This is a genomic window from Exiguobacterium sp. SH5S4 (genome assembly GCF_004337045.1).
In the GTDB taxonomy this organism is placed as follows: Bacteria; Bacillota; Bacilli; order Exiguobacteriales; family Exiguobacteriaceae; genus Exiguobacterium; species Exiguobacterium aurantiacum_A.
This window is the reverse complement of the sequence record NZ_SJUQ01000022.1, coordinates 38,452-54,036: the sequence shown is the minus strand read 5'-3', so window position 1 is coordinate 54,036 and position 15,585 is coordinate 38,452. Positions and strand designations below refer to the sequence as shown.

The 15,585-nt window shown below is 54.1% G+C and carries 14 protein-coding genes; 2 read left to right on the top strand and 12 right to left on the bottom strand.

The window, feature by feature from the left end; genetic code table 11:
* Positions 1 to 238: 238 nt before the first annotated feature.
* From EVJ32_RS12235 to EVJ32_RS12225, 3 genes are all read right to left on the bottom strand, one after another.
* Complete coding sequence (locus EVJ32_RS12235) at positions 239 to 1,768, bottom strand: M4 family metallopeptidase (protein ID WP_131458632.1); 1,530 nt, start codon at positions 1,766 to 1,768, stop codon at positions 239 to 241.
* 179 nt (positions 1,769 to 1,947) lie between these two features.
* Positions 1,948 to 2,946, bottom strand: a complete 999-nt coding sequence (locus EVJ32_RS12230; protein ID WP_131458631.1) for an ABC transporter permease — start codon at positions 2,944 to 2,946, stop codon at positions 1,948 to 1,950.
* On the bottom strand, positions 2,939 to 3,859 hold the full coding sequence (locus tag EVJ32_RS12225; protein WP_131458630.1) for an ABC transporter ATP-binding protein: 921 nt from the start codon (positions 3,857 to 3,859) through the stop codon (positions 2,939 to 2,941). Before EVJ32_RS12225 ends, EVJ32_RS12230 begins: the two co-directional genes overlap by 8 nt.
* Before the next feature lie 117 nt (positions 3,860 to 3,976).
* On the opposite strand from EVJ32_RS12225, the gene EVJ32_RS12220 reads away from it, so the two are divergent.
* Positions 3,977 to 4,726, top strand: a complete 750-nt coding sequence (locus EVJ32_RS12220) for a GDSL-type esterase/lipase family protein (RefSeq protein ID WP_131458629.1) — start codon at positions 3,977 to 3,979, stop codon at positions 4,724 to 4,726.
* Between the two features lie 35 nt (positions 4,727 to 4,761).
* Here EVJ32_RS12220 and EVJ32_RS12215 read toward each other — a convergent pair whose 3' ends face one another.
* Entirely contained in the window at positions 4,762 to 5,433 is a 672-nt protein-coding gene (locus tag EVJ32_RS12215) for a hypothetical protein (protein ID WP_131458628.1), read from the bottom strand.
* Entirely contained in the window at positions 5,420 to 6,550 is a 1,131-nt protein-coding gene (locus EVJ32_RS12210) for a mandelate racemase/muconate lactonizing enzyme family protein (RefSeq protein ID WP_131458627.1), read from the bottom strand. The genes EVJ32_RS12215 and EVJ32_RS12210 overlap by 14 nt, the downstream gene beginning before the upstream one ends.
* Before the next feature lie 81 nt (positions 6,551 to 6,631).
* On the opposite strand from EVJ32_RS12210, the gene EVJ32_RS12205 reads away from it, so the two are divergent.
* Complete coding sequence (locus tag EVJ32_RS12205) at positions 6,632 to 7,828, top strand: HTH domain-containing protein (RefSeq protein ID WP_131458626.1); 1,197 nt, start codon at positions 6,632 to 6,634, stop codon at positions 7,826 to 7,828.
* 15 nt (positions 7,829 to 7,843) lie between these two features.
* Here the strand turns inward: EVJ32_RS12205 and nhaC are convergent, their stop codons facing one another.
* The 7 genes from nhaC to EVJ32_RS12170 form a co-directional block, all read right to left on the bottom strand.
* On the bottom strand, positions 7,844 to 9,244 hold the full coding sequence (nhaC, locus tag EVJ32_RS12200) for a Na+/H+ antiporter NhaC (protein WP_370246370.1): 1,401 nt from the start codon (positions 9,242 to 9,244) through the stop codon (positions 7,844 to 7,846).
* Positions 9,245 to 9,406: 162 nt separating this feature from the next.
* Entirely contained in the window at positions 9,407 to 10,504 is a 1,098-nt protein-coding gene (locus EVJ32_RS12195; protein WP_131458625.1) for an amidohydrolase, read from the bottom strand.
* A 22-nt stretch (positions 10,505 to 10,526) separates the two neighbouring features.
* Positions 10,527 to 10,871 carry a DoxX family protein gene (locus tag EVJ32_RS12190; protein ID WP_173647363.1) on the bottom strand — a complete coding sequence of 115 codons (345 nt, stop codon included), beginning with the start codon at positions 10,869 to 10,871 and terminating at the stop codon, positions 10,527 to 10,529.
* A gap of 54 nt (positions 10,872 to 10,925) precedes the next feature.
* Positions 10,926 to 12,179: a S1C family serine protease gene (locus EVJ32_RS12185; RefSeq protein ID WP_131458624.1), complete on the bottom strand. Its 1,254-nt coding sequence runs from the start codon at positions 12,177 to 12,179 to the stop codon at positions 10,926 to 10,928.
* 121 nt (positions 12,180 to 12,300) lie between these two features.
* On the bottom strand, positions 12,301 to 13,119 hold the full coding sequence (locus EVJ32_RS12180) for a fumarylacetoacetate hydrolase family protein (protein ID WP_131458623.1): 819 nt from the start codon (positions 13,117 to 13,119) through the stop codon (positions 12,301 to 12,303).
* 55 nt (positions 13,120 to 13,174) lie between these two features.
* A complete protein-coding gene (gene nrdG / locus EVJ32_RS12175; RefSeq protein ID WP_131458622.1) occupies positions 13,175 to 13,630 on the bottom strand; it encodes an anaerobic ribonucleoside-triphosphate reductase activating protein in 456 nt (151 codons plus the stop codon).
* Complete coding sequence (locus EVJ32_RS12170) at positions 13,608 to 15,452, bottom strand: anaerobic ribonucleoside triphosphate reductase (protein WP_131458621.1); 1,845 nt, start codon at positions 15,450 to 15,452, stop codon at positions 13,608 to 13,610. Before EVJ32_RS12170 ends, nrdG begins: the two co-directional genes overlap by 23 nt.
* Between the last annotated feature and the right edge of the window lie 133 nt (positions 15,453 to 15,585).

Genomic DNA, 15,585 nt, shown 5'->3' with positions numbered 1-15,585 from the left:
ACAGCGTCGCCCCGAGGGCACGCCGACTCCCGGGGGAACAGCGGGCAAGGCGAGACCCAGCAGCGACATCGTCGCGATGCGGCTCGCTGACCGCCCCCAGGAAAGCGGCGTGCCGGACAGGGCGGCTTGAAGGGCAATGAAAGCAGAGGAGCGCCATCCCATCCGGGATGACGCTCCTCTGCTCAAAATTATTTGAAGTTTTTCAGTGCCCTCCACGTGGGAAGAGATGTTTTTCAGCTTAGTAGATGCCGACCGCGTCAAACGATTTCGCGGCAGCAACGGCTTGTGTGCTCGTCGAACCGTAAAGGTCTTTAGCCGATTGGACGACCGCTTGGCGAAGACTCGAGAAGTTCGAAGTCGGTGTCAAGTAGACCGTGAGGGCGCGGTAGTAGATGTCCCCCATCTCCATGACGCCGACACCTTGGACCGAGACACCGTAATGCGATCCGCCATTCCCTAACAAGTAGGCCGCTTTGTTGACGATTCCTGAGTTGATATGGACACCGCCATTGTCTTGCGTTCCTGTATAACGCACCGAATAGTGATCCGGGTCACCGTAAGCGGCCGGGTTCGACATCGAACGTAGAGCGTCCCCCGCAACGCCTGGCGTGTAGATATCCTCCCCGACCAACCAGTCAAAGTTCGATCCGACACTGTATTCGGCGACCGTACCAAAGATATCAGACACCGCTTCGTTGATCGCACCCGATTCGTTCTGGTAGATCAAGCCGGCCGTGTACTCGGTGACGGCGTGTGACAACTCGTGGGCGACGACATCGAGCGCACCCGAGAGGTACGTGAACGTCTGTCCATCCCCGTCCCCGTAAACCATCTTGCTGCCGTCCCAGAACGCGTTGTTGTAACTGCGGCTGTAATGGACCGTCGAGTTGAGAGCCGCCCCGTTGTTGTCGTAACTATTGCGGCCGTAAGTGTTTTTGAAGAAATCGTACGTTTTAGTCGCATTCACGTGCGCACTGACCGCGGCCCGATCATACGTCGTGTTCAAGACGTTATCGACATCGGCCCAAAGTGATCCGGGAAGACGTGTCCGGTTGCCGGCATCGTACGTATAGATGCCTTTACCGCGCGTCGAGTCTTGTAAATAGTAATATGAACCGCTCTTCGTCGTCTTGAACGTTTGGCTCTGTCCGAGCACGTCGATGCCCGTTCCGGTAAACGTCGTTCCTGTGACGCCGTTCACCGGTTTGGCGTGGGCCAACTGGTTGTATTTGTTCAACACCTCGCCGCTCGCCGCATCGATGAAGTACGTCCAACGTGATGGTTCCTCAGCATCAAGGATCGTCCCGGTCACCTCATAGGCATAAGCCGCTTCACCTTTGTTCGGGTAGATGACGAGTTCCGCTGCCGGCTCGAGCTCGTAGGCGCCTGTATGACCGACAAGTTCTTTATAGCGGGCGATCGCTTTTCGTTCGTTCAGTTTGATCGATTTATGTAGTCCTTTCAGTTGCTTCGTGTCATCGACGACCGTCTTCAATTGCCCGGCCTCGTCGACCACTCCGACGACGATACCGCCGAATACGGGAACACCGTCCACCGTCTGTTGGAGTTTGACGACTTGTCCGACTTTGTCGCGCTTCGATTCGATCGTCTTGAATTCTCCTTTCGCTTTGGCGAACTCTTTGACGATCGTCGCCGGCGCCTCAGTCGATGGTTTTGTCAACGTGCCTGTCTTCAGTTCTGCCGCCCCGGCGAATTGTGGAACGAGTAAGACGCCTGCGATCAATGATGTCGATAAAACTTTTTTCATATGTGTTTCCCTCCTTATGTGGTGTCTCTTACTTTACATAGTTTCCCACAGTTAAGGAATCCAACTTATTGATTATTTTGACAATTCTAACTATTGAGACATTTAACCTATTCAGTCTTCCTGTTTAGTGCTTTCAACCGTATAAAAAAAGCGTCACCGGGATGGTGACACTTTCTCATTTAATAGACATCTTTTTGGGTGAAGTGATAGAACGCGTACGCCAACGCCGCGAGCGTCCAAACTAAAATGACGATGAGCGAGAACGGCAGTGTCATCCCATCGATCGGCGGGGCTTGTCCCTCGAGATAGGTATGAAGACCGAAGTTGACGTTCACCAAGTATTTCGAGCTGTCCCAGTTCGACCCGAGCGACGTGAGGAGTGGTCCTGAAATGAGGATGGCCATCATGATCCCGATCCCGGTCGCCGTATTTTTGACGAGGACCGAAATCATGAGTGCGATCGTACCGACGGCCGCCACGACGAACCACGATAGACCGACCGACATGAGCAAGTATTGCCACATCGGCAGCGTATGGACGAAGTCGGTCGAGAACGTCCCGGTCGCTGAGGCCTGGAATCCGGTCAAGATCGGTGCGGTCCAACCGTCCCATCCGAGCACGATCCCGGAAATGGCGTAACTGACGAACGCCGTGATGAAGATGAGGATCGATGTGTACAACAGCGTCGTCATCCATTTCGCCAACAAAATCTTAAAGCGCCGGACCGGACGTGACAACAGCGTCTTGATCGTCCCGTCGTTATGCTCGCCGCTGACGATGTCTGCCATCAGAACGATGATGAACAGCGGCAGGACGAGCGTCGTCCCTTGGGAGAAGAAGACACGCATGAACGTCGGCGCCCCAGGATAACTCGGGTTGATGTCGTTATCTAAGTAGTATTGATTTTGTTGCACTTGGAACTCGAGGATTTGCCGGAACTCGTCTTGGACGTTCGCCGAGGCGAGCCGGTTTTGCGTATCGACGATTTCTTGTTGCAGGTCGACACGCCAGTCGATCGTCCCTTGCTCTTCACGCTGCTTCTCGATTTGACGATAGTTGGCGTACGTGAACATCGAGACGAGTACGACGAGGATGACCGAGACGACCAATAGCCGTCGTTTCTTATGGATCTTCAACACTTCGTTACGAATCAGGCCGAGTAAAGATGGATTAGACAATATGGTCACCCCCGGTCAATGTGATAAACAGTTCTTCGAGCGTCTGAACACGTCGTTCGAGACCGAAGACTTCCACATCACGATCAAGCAAATAACGGTTTAATCGGGCCGTGTCTTCTAAGTTCATCGAGACACGAATCGTCCGTTCGTCGACGACGTCCGCCTGCTCGATCGATTCAAAACCACGAACAATCGGCAACACCGCAAAACTGTCCGCCACGTGAACGTCGACTGTCGACGCCAATTCGTTGATCAGTTCTTGAACGGTACCGACTTTCACAATTTTGCCGCGCGACATGATGGCGACACGGTCAGCAAGCAACTCGATTTCCGCCAAGATGTGGCTTGAAACGAGCACACTGAGCCCGGTCTCTTCGACGAGGCGACGGATAAACAGTCGCAAATCACGGATCCCCATCGGATCGAGCCCGTTCGTCGGTTCATCTAAAATCAACACACGCGGGTTATTGAGCATCGCCTGCGCGATTCCAAGCCGTTGGCGCATCCCGAGCGAGTACGTCTTCACTTTGTCATCGATTCGGGCCGTCAAATCGACGAGGTCGATCACTTCCTGAATCCGGGCCTCCGTGATACCCGGTAACATGCGCGCGAACACGTTCAAGTTCTCGCGGCCGCTCAAAAACTTATACAGCTCAGGGTTCTCGACAATCGCCCCGATCTGGTTCATCGCTTGGACGAACTGGCGCTCGACGCCAAAACCACAAATCGAGACGGACCCTTTCGTCGGTTTGATCAAGCCGACGATCATCCGGATCGTCGTCGTCTTACCGGCGCCGTTCGGTCCTAAAAAGCCGAACACTTCCCCAGGAAACACATCGAACGAGATATCGTCGATAATGGTTTTTTTTCCGATTACTTTTGTCAAATGGTCTATTTTCAATGTTGGTTGCATCGTCTCACCTCAACTCTATTCTAGCGGACTCGTCCGCTTCTGTCCTATTCGAACATTCACATAGGGCAGGTTCAAATATATTTGATATGATGGTTACATAGAAAGCGAGGTCATCAGATGAAAAATGGGAAATGGTATGCCTTTTTAATCGGCTCTGTCTTGTTGACGGCAACGGCCTTGTTTGGGCTGTGGATTGGGTATCAAGACATCGTCAATCCGCCAGAGCGTACATTATCAATTAGTGAAGAAGCAAGACCTGAACCGGACGGCGAGATTTATGTCGCCCTCGGCGATTCAATCACGCGCGGCGTCGGCTCGACGTCAGGTGCCGGTTACGTTCAACCGGTCCGCGCCGCTCTCGAAAACCAAGATATCCGGACACAAAACTTGGCCATATCGGGGGCACGCACCGAGGACCTGCTCGCTCAGCTCGCTCAGCCGGAAGTTCAGCGGACAATCAAAAACGCCCGCTACATCACGCTCACGATCGGCGGCAACGACCTGTTCAACCGGGGCGAGAACGTCGATAACTTCGAATCCGTCGATATCGAACAAGTCGTCACGTACGCTAAAGCAAACTTAAATGATATCTTTGCACAAATCCGTGGTCTGAACGACTCGGCTCAAATCGTCTATATCGCCCTCTACAACCCGTTCCCCGAGAACACGAACGGACAGGCGTTCAACCAGCTGATTCTCGACTGGAACGCTGCGGCGGCTAATCTTGGGAATACGTACCGCATCGACGTGATCGATCCGTTCGCGTACGTGAGCGACGTCACCCGAGACCTCGCAAGCGACCAGTTCCACCCGAGCGATCGGACGTATGGAAAGTTTGCCGAAGACATTTTGTTCATCCTCGACTAAACACGTTTGGCCTGATCCATGTGATCAGGCCATTTTTACCGTTCATATTGGATGAGCCACGTCTCGTCGACTCGTTTCATCGCCGTGCCGTACCAACCCGTCTTCAACAATTCGACTTGCCCGTCCGTATCACTCATCTCAAGCCACGCCGTCTCACCTAACGGTCGCCAACCCGTATGCAGTTCTTTCATAAAGATATAACGAAGTTTACCGCCATACTTTTGTTTGAGGGCGCCGATTCTTAGGCCCAGGACAAACTTGTCCTTCAAGCTCGGGATGTTGAACGGGGCGACGGTCGCACAGACGAGGTCAAACCGCTCGTCTTGGCTCAACTCTTCCATCAACAGCTTCCCTAAATGCTGCTGCAAACGGTAGCCCCGATAAGACGGATCGACGTTCGTCACCTCCTGATAGATGATGCGATCGAGCTCATCCTCACGCCGCCCGATGTCACGACCTAAATGTTCGTCATCGAGCGGCGGGATGAGCAACGCCCGAAACGCGATCAACACCCCTTGATGGAACGCGCCGATGATCGTCTGATCCGACAATAGCTTCATGAATTCGTCTGTCGTGAGCGCTTGGTAATGGCTACCTTCGGCCAGATCAGCAATCACGGTTTGTTGCACCGCTTCGATGGCCGTCAAGTCCATATCGGTCAGATGCCGAACGTCGAGTTCAAGTCCATTGCATTCACCGTGCCACATGATCGGCGCCTCCGACTTCGTAGTAATCGGTCGTCAGGCGGCGGAGTATGTCCTCATCGACGTCGACACCTAGACCCGGGCGGTCGTTCAAGCGGATGAACGGTAAATCGTACGTCAAATTGCCGACGTCCGTAGCGAACCGGAGCGGGCCGGTCAGTTCGACCGATTGAACGATTTTGCTCGAGAACGCGACGTGGAAGCCCGCGCTCGAGGCGATCGACGATTCGACCATCGAGCCGATTTGACACTCGATACCGGACATCTCGGCCATATGGACGAGTTTTTTCGCCGGATAGATGCCACCGCACTTCATCAATTTCACGTTCACTTTATGCGCCGCTTGCATCATCGTCAAGCGGCGCATGTCGGCGACACCCCGTACCCCTTCGTCAATCATAAGCGGGACCGATATTTTGCCTTTGACTTCGAGCATTCCTTCAAAATCGTCGGCTTTGACCGGTTGCTCGACCCAATCGATATCGAACGGTTCAAGCTTACGCATCGCCTGCAGCGTCTTCGCCGCGTTTACCCAGCCTTGGTTGACATCAACACGGATTGGGACGTCAGGACCGACCGCTTGCCTTACTGCCGCGACACGACGGACGTCCGAGGCGACATCGACGCCGACTTTCATTTTGACGGCCGTGTAACCTTCTCCGACCTGTTCCGACGCTTCCGCCGCCATCGCTTCAGGCTCACCGATACTTAAGACGTGTGTGACCGGGAAGGCGTCGTGATAGCGTCCGCCGAGCAACTCGTAGATGGGTTGCCCGAGCTTCTTCCCGATCAAGTCATGACAAGCGATATCGAGCGCTGCCTTGGCCGCTGGAACGTCGCGGATGGCCCGTTCCATCTCGTCGTGAATCCGTTCTAGATGCATCGGGTTCCGTCCGATCAACAGTGGACCGAGCAAGTGGCGAATGACACTGATCGTACTCTCAAGCGACTCGCCCGTCACGTGTTCGTCGGCAACCGCCTCACCGTACCCGACGAGACCGCATTCGGTCGTCATCTTGACGATCACCGACGGCATGACGTCATAGCGATGGTAGCTGACGATGAACGGGACTTTGAGCGGTAGTTCAATCGCAAACAGTTCTATTTTTTCTAGTTTCATGATAAGTGCTCCTTTACATTTAAAAGTTCATTGTATATATTGTCGTTAAATAGTCGCTAAATTGCAAGGAGGAGTTTTCGCATGTCGCTTCATTTAGCAATCGTCGGTTCAACCGACTTCGTCGCTACCATCACGGCGCTGGCCCCCGATTATGAAGACGTTCGCTTCGCCTACTATACGTATCAACATCCGCACGAGGCGGCCACGATCGCCAAACAGCTCGGTTCGTTCGACGGCGTCTTCTTCTCTGGCTCGTTCCCTTATTCCTACGCGCTGCCTTATCTCAGTTCGAGCCTGGCGCACCACGTCGTCCAAGACGAGACCGTGCTGTTGACGACGCTCCTGTCGGCGGCGCTCACTCGTGCCGTCTCCCTCGAACACGTGTCGATCGATGTGATCGAGCCGAAACGGTTGGCGTCGATTTTATCGTCCCTCCCCGCAGTGACGACACCACCTCGTTTAATGAAGATTCATCCTGACGTCGACTTTCAAGACGTATTCGCGTTTCATGCGGACTTACAACCCGCTCAAACGAACTTGGCCTTGACGAGCATCGAGCGTGTCCACCGCCAATTGCAAGAGCAAGGCTATGAGAGTCAGCTCATGATCGAGCCGCCGAGTACGATCCGGTACCACCTCGAGCAACTGATTCAACGTGTTCGTCAACTATTGGCGGACAACGCTCAATTTTCAATCATTTTATACGATACCGATTCCGAGGCGCTCCGCGACCATTTGGCAACGGTACACTACATCGGCGGACATCTCGAAACGACGGACGGTCCCTCGACCGCTCTACTGACGACGAAAGGCGAGACGATCAACGCCCTCGAAGAAAACACGCTCGCCCCCGCGTCTTTTGACTATTCAATCGGGATCGGCTACGGCACCCAATACCAACAAGCTTACGAACATGCACAAATCGCCTTGTCTGCAGCCACCGACGAACGAGTCCGCATCGTTGACGACTCGAAGCGATTGTCTTTCCCGAAACGCGACGACGTGATTTCTTACCGTGTGACCGAAGAAGTTGCGTTCGATATCGTCAAACAAGTCGGCATCAGCCCGGCCAACGCCGGCAAGATCATCCGGTTCTCGAAACGTAAACTCGAGTTCACCGCCAAAGAGCTGACCGACTACTTGAACGTCTCGCGACGGACGACCGAGCGGCTCATCAAAAAATTACACGACGCCCAGCTCGTCCGTGTCATCGGTGAAGAAATGAGTTACGCCCAAGGCCGCCCCCGCGCCGTCTATAAATTCAATTTCCCGGCCTAGAGGGCCGGGAAATTTTTATAATGCCGCTTGATCTTCGACTTGTGTTTCTGCTTGCAACACCGTGATCCGTTCGATCGTGAACCCTGTGAACGCATAGATGATCGAGATGACCGGGACGACGAAGTTGAGCACGGCGTACGGCGCGTACTCGAACGCCCCGACACCGAGCGTCCCGAGAATGAACACCCCGCACGTGTTCCACGGGATGAACACTGACGTCAGCGTGCCGCCGTCCTCGAGCGCCCGGGACAAGTTCTTCGAGTGGAGCCCCATCTTCTCATAGGCCCCGGCAAACATGCGTGCCGGCACGACGATCGATATGTATTGCTCGGAACACGTCGCGTTCGTCGCAATCCCGGCGAGAATCGTCGACGCGATCATCGATCCGGCCGTCTTCGCCAGTTTGACGATCTGGTTCATGATTGATTGCAGCATCCCCGAATACTCCAAAATCCCCCCGAACGTCATCGCGACGATCGTCATCGAGACGGTATACATCATCGCGTCAAGCCCACCCCGACTGAATAAGTTATCGACGAGCTCATTGCCGGTGTCGATGACATAGCCGCTTTGAAGCGCACCGACGCTATCCGAGAGCGATCCGCCTTGAATGACGACTTGGGCCAGGAAGCCGAGCGCGATCCCGACGACGAGTGCCGGGATAGCCGGTACTTTTTTCGTGACGAGCACGATGACCGCGAGCGGAATCAGTAGCAACCAAGGCGAGATGACGAAACTGTCCTCCAAAATGCCGAGCGTCTGCACGATATCTGAAGGATTCGTCGCCGTATCATTGAAACGCGTCCCGAGCCACCAATAGACGCCGAGCGCGATGATGAGTCCCGGAATCGTCGTATAAAGCATATGACGGATGTGGACGAACAAGTTCGTATGCGTCAAACCGGCCGCAAGGTTCGTCGTATCCGACAGCGGCGACATCTTATCGCCGAAGTAGGCGCCCGAGATGACGGCACCTGCGACCATCGGCGCCGGAATCCCCATGCTGAGCCCAATGCCCATCCCGGCGACACCGATCGTCCCCATCGTCGACCACGAACTGCCGATCGACAAAGCAACGACCGCACAGATGAGACAGATCGTCACGAGGAAGTAGGCCGGCGAGATGATCTTTAACCCGAAATAAATCATTGTGGCGACGACGCCTCCCCCGATCCAGGCGCCGATCGTCAAACCGACCAAGATGATGATGACGACCGCCGGCAAGGCGAGCCGTATCCCCTTGTACATCATCTCCTCGATGTCTTTCCATTTGTAGCCGTGACGCCACGCGACAAGCGAAGCGGTCGCCGTCCCGACGATGAGCGGGATGTGTGGCCCTTGCTCGAGTTTGACGATGGCGACGAGCATGACCCCAATCATGACAAGTAGCGGCAACAACGCCCAACCAAGCTTCATGTCTTGCCTGTTCCCCTGCAGTTCCATGTAAATTCCTCCCCGTTAGCGAAAATTCAGAATTGTCGTTATATTGTCGCTAATGAAATTATGATAACGCTTACATGAGAAGTTGGCAACAAAAAAATGGACGGCAAGCTCACGCCCCGTCCATTTCGTTTCACTTTATCGTATTGCAACCGCTCGGCGTAGCGTCTCGGCGAGCAAAGCCGCCCCTTCAGGCAAGACGTCGCGGTCGAACGTCATCTGCGGGTGATGCAGTCCCGGCGTCAAATTTGCCCCGATCCCGATCATTGTGGCATCGAGTCCCGGTTTCTCGACCGTGTAAAAATGAAAATCGTCACTTCCTGACGTCACGATGCGATTGACGAGCGCGTCCTCGCCATGGAGTGCGATGATCGCTTCCGCTGCAATCCGGCTCGAGTGTTTCCCGATCTCGGCACCCGGCGTGAAGTCTTGCCATTCCAACTCGATCTCGACGCCATGCAGCACGCTAATTTGATGTAACATCGTCTCGAGACGGTCACGAAGCTCGAGCAGTTCTTTATTTTGCTGGGCCCGCACGTCAATCGAGAACGTGGCGTTGCCCGGAATGATATTCATGTTGTCACTTCCTGCCTGGACACCGGTCAGCTTGATCGAATGCGGCTCAAACGGCGACAGATAGATGCTTTTCAACATCTGTTGGATCGTGAAGACAACGTCGAGCGCATTCTGACCTTGGTGTGGCCTCGCACCGTGGGCATCGTCCCCGATGATCCGTCCTTTCAAGAACAAAGCGGCGCCGTGTTGAATCGCAGCGGCGTATTGGCCGCGCTTCAGCTCTTCGAGTGGGCGCAAATGAATGCCGTATAAGTGGCTGACATCGTCAAGTGCCCCTTTATTGATCATCGCGAGCGAGCCGTTACCTTGTTCTTCCGCCGGTTGGAAGATAATGCGGATCCGTTTCGAGAGCGCCTCGTCCTTCAACAGCTCGAGCGCGCCGAGCACCATGCTTATGTTGGCGTCGTGGCCGCACGAATGGTTGGCCCGGAACTCTCCGTCGACTTGTTGCCATAAGGCATCGATATCGGCTCGGACGGCGATAACGTCGGCACCGGTGCCGATTTCAGCGATGACACCCGTCACGTCGTCAAACGTCTCGTGACGCACGTTCCATGACGCCAAGATGTCCGCAATCGTCTTCGTCGTCTTTTTTTCTTTCCAACTCACTTCCGGATGAGCATGAAAATGCTCGAACCAGCTCAGTACGTTCATAGTCATGATTGATTCCCCCGTTATGTAGTCACAGTTTCTTGACACCTTTGATCAACACCCATTGCAGCGGCAGTCGACCCCATGTCACCCATTTTGGTAACGTCTTGCCACCGATCCGAGACGGTTTGAGTGCCATATTGATGTTTGCCGGGAACACGGCAATCAAAAAAGCTGGCAACGTCTTCTTGACGAAGCCGGTCCCTTTGTTTAAGAGCAACAACACGCCATAGACGACTTCAATCACACCGCTAGCCTGTACCATGAAGCGCTTAAACGGCCATGATTTCGGAATAATCGACATGAAGGCGCGCTCTTGAACGAAATGCATGATGCCGGCCCCTAAAAATAACACACCGTATAACTTACGAATCACGTTATCCCCTCCTTTTTCTAAGCATAACAAAAAAGATGGGCATCGTGCCCATCTTTACAACGCGTCTCCGTTCGCATTTTGAATCTCGACATCGACCGTTTCGGTCTTGCCGTCCCGGACGTACTCGATCATGACGACGCCGTCCGTGTCACGAATCAATTCGCTCCGCAAATCGATGAACGAGGACACGGGTTGATCGTTGATTTTGACGATGACGTCACGAGCCTCAAGGCCCGCTGCCGCCGCCGAACTGTTCGCCTGCACGTCGACGATAATCGTCCCGGCCGTCACCGACTCCGGTAGCTTGATCTGTTCAGTCAAATAACCAGGCGGGAACTCATTAACGTCACGCAATGAGACACCGAGCGACGGATGGTTCACTTCGCCGGTCTGCTCAATTTGATTGATGAGCGGCAACGCGATGTCGACCGGAATCGAGAAGCCGACCCCTTCGACAGAATCGGTCGCGATTTTCATCGAGTTGATCCCGATCAACTGACCGGATTCATTGATCAACGCCCCACCAGAGTTACCGGGGTTGATGGCCGCATCCGTTTGGATGACTTCGGCATTGAAGTCGGCTTGTCCGTTCTCGTCCGTATCGACCGGTACGAGGCGCGACGTCGAAGAGACAATCCCTCGTGTGACCGAGTTCTCAAACTGTCCGAGCGGGTTACCGATGGCGATGACCGTCTGCCCTGGTTTCAATTCGCTCGATTTTCCGATTTTAATCACAGATGGTACGTTGTCCGCATCGACTTCGAGCACGGCCAAATCGTACGTCGCATCGCTTCCCATGAGCTTCGCCTCAGCAGTTGAGCCGTCGTTGAACGTGACGGTCAGACGGTCGGCGCCATTGACGACGTGATGGTTCGTGACGATGTAAGCCGAGCCATTTTCTTTTTTATAGATGACCCCTGATCCGACCCCCGCTTCGACCGCTTCGTTCGAGAATCCGCTCGCCGCGAAGTTGTTCACGGTCACGACTGCCGGTTGTGCCACCGCGACCGCATTGGTGACCGATGTGTCTTTGATGTTCGATGAGGTTTGGACAGGTGTCCCGTCTGGCGTCACATTCGTATTCGACGTAACGTCAGGTGCTTGATCAATAAACGGTAACGCAATCGCACCGGTCAACAACGCCCCGGCGACGCCGCCGATGAACCCTGGGAACATCCGGCTCATGAAAGAGGGCCGAGTGACTTGTTCCGCTTGCGGAGGCTCAGTCGCCCGCTTTGACGAACCTAGCTCTGTATCTAACCAATCTTCATGTCGATTTTGTTCATTTGGCCGATCATTTCGTTCCATAACATGTCATCTCCTCAATGATGTTTCCTCTAACTTCTACCCTGAGTATAATAGAAGCCGGCACCGTTTCATGGAATTGACGGAACGATTACAAGATTCTTCACAATTTGCGTCAATTTCGTCAGACGATGTCGTTCCGTAACGTGCCAAGCCCGGAAATCGTCACTTCGACCCGGTCTCCGGACTGGAGGTAGACTGGTGGCTTCATCCCATGTCCGACCCCGGCTGGCGTCCCGGTCGCAATGATGTCACCCGCTTCGAGCGTCATCCCTGTTGAGAGCGTCCGAATCAGTTCATCGATCGGCCGGATCATGTCATCCGTCGATCCGAGCTGACGGTTTTCGCCGTTCACGTCTGTGCGGATTGACAGTGGAAACTCGAGTTCTTCCGGCGTGACGATAAATGGTCCGAACGGACAGAACGTGTCGAACGACTTGCCGCGGAAAAACTGGACGTGCTGTTTTTGCACGTCTCGTGCCGTAATATCGTTAATGATGGTATACCCAAAAATGTGGTCCTCGACGTCTTGAATGTCGCGTCCTGACTTTCCGATGATGACGGCGAGCTCGCCCTCATAGTCAAGTTGGTCGGTAAGCGCTGCATGACGCTCGACGATGGCATCAGGACCGACGACCGAGGTCGGTGCTTTCGTGAAGATGACGAGCTTACCGGCTCCCGCCGTATCCATCTCTTTCACGTGCTCCTCGTAGTTTTTCCCGATGCAGATGACATTTTTCAGCGGTCGGTAAGGTGCGAGCAGTTTGACGTCTTCGAGCAATCGTACGCTTGCGACGTCTAAATCGATATCTGGCTCGAATTCGCGAGCAATCACTTCTAACAATGAGTTCGTATGTAGTTGATCACTGACGTCATATACTCGGTCCCCTTCGACCACCCCGACTCTTGTCTCCCCTTCGACTTCATAGCTACACCATTTCATAATGATTTCCCCCTTTTTTGTTAGTATACAAAAAATCGGGGCGTTGTCGCCCCGATCATGCTTTGTTCAGAAAAATGATCCGCTGGTTGCTCGACCCCCGGAAACGGAGCGAGCGGTCCATGAGCGGCTGCTCGAAACGCCCGTCGACGAGGACGTCGGCGTGGTCAAGGACGGTGTCGATGTCCTCATTTTCTAGCTGTTGTAGCGCCTCGAACGTGTAGCCAGTATAGATCCAGACGTTCTTCCCGAGTGTCTTGCAACCGCGCACGACCTCCGACAGCTCAGCCGGTTGCAGGAACGGTTCACCGCCCGATATCGTCACACCTTCCCATGCGGCCGTCTCGACACGGTCTAACAACTCTTCGACCGAGATGTCGCGACCGCCTCGCGGATTCCACGATTCAGGGTTGTGACAGCCCAGGCAACGATGCGGACAGCCCGCTGTAAAAATCACGGTTCGAATGCCCGGACCATCTACGACCGATTCTTCAAGTACGGATAGGACGCGCATGATGTTTCACCCTCGCTCGTTCTTCTTCTCGTTTTGCCGAGTTCCATCGATCCATCGTCCCGACCAAATAACCGGTGATACGACGGATCCGCTCGATCTGATCTCGTTCCCCGCACGTCGGACACGACTCGTCGATGATCCCTTCTAGACCGCAACTCCCGCAACGATCGACCGGATGATTGATCGAGCCATAGCCGACGTCATGCGCCCGCATGAGCCGCACGATCGATTCAACCGCTTCCGGGTTATGGGCGAGCGAACCGTCGACCTCGACGTACGTAATATGTCCGGCGTCACATAAGGCGTGGTATGGCGCCTCGATTCGAACCTTGTCCCGGATTGAGACGTGTTGATAAACCGGGACGTGGAACGAATTCGTGTAAAACGCGCGATCGGTCACACCGGCGATCATCCCGAAATCGTGTTGATCGTTTAACACGAACTTCCCGGACAATCCTTCGGCCGGCGTCGCCAGTAGCGAAAAGTTTAAATCATGATCGTCCGCCGCCTGCCTCATCCGGTTCGCGAGATGGGTCACGATATCAAGCCCGAGACGTTCTGCTTCTCTTGATTCAACGTGCGTCCCGCCAACGAGGACACGTAGCGCTTCGGCGAGACCGATGAATCCGAGCGACAACGTCCCTTGTTTTAACACGTCTCGTAATTCCGATTCAGGCAAAAGCGTCTCACTCCCCCGCCAGACATGCTGCGCATAAAGAAAGCGGAATTCGTCCGCATGTCGCTTACATTGATAGTCGAAGCGCTCGAGCAATTGCTCGATGGCGATGTCAACGAATCCATCCAACGTCTTATAAAATGACTCGATATCGGATGACACGAGTGCCATCTTCACTAAATTCAACGTCGAGAACGATAAATTACCTCTTCCGATCGACGTCTCTGCCCCATGACGGTTTCCCATCACCCGCGTCCGGCAGCCCATGTAGGCAACTTCCGAAGCATGTGTCCCGTCATAGTACTGAAGGTTGAACGGCGCATCAACGAACGAGAAGTTCGGGAACAACCGCTTACCCGTCACGCGGCATGCGTGGCGGAACAAATCGACGTTCGGGTCCCCGTCATTGAAATTGACGCCTTCCTTTACTTTGAAGATTTGAATCGGGAAAATCGGCGTCTCCCCGTTGCCTAACCCTCGCTCTGTCGCTTTTAACAACTCGCGGATAAACACTCGTCCCCACCGACTCGTGTCGGTGCCGTAGTTGATCGACACGAACGGAACTTGACCGCCGCCGCGCGAGTGCATCGAGTTGGCGTTATGGATGAACGCCTCGCACGCCTGGTACGTCGCCGAGACGGTTTCCGCTTCAGCGATCTGCTGTTTTTGCTCCACCGTCAGCTCAATCGGTAATCCGTTCAACCGCTCGAGTTGACGTTCATACGTCTTCTCGACGTAAGGAGCGAGATCGACGTCAAACATCGGGAACGCCTGTCCCCCGTGCTGCATGTTCTGATTCGCTTGAAGAATGATCGAGGCGAGCGCCAGCGCCGAACGAATGTCCTGCGGGGGACGAATCGTCCCGTGTCCGGTGTGGAACCCGTTCGCGAGTAACTCTCCGAGCGGGATTTGACAACACGTCGTCGATCCGGTCACATAGTAATCGGCATCATGCACATACAAGTAGTTATCACGGATCGCTAGACGTGACCGTTCCGACAATAGGTACGTGGTCGATAATTGTTTTGACACTTCTGAAGATAAGCGCGCTAGTTTGCCGAGTGGCGACTTCCCGTCGACGTTGGCGTTCTCTTGGATCAAATCTTGATCTGGTAGCACACAGACATCATTATAAAGCTGGAGCATGTTCACTCCGCATCACCTCGCTATATATTGATTATTTAACGGCTGATAACCGATAAAAATTCTATATATAGATTATGTCACGTTTTATCGATTTGAGGCACGTCGATATTGTGACAGTTGCAACCGATCCCGA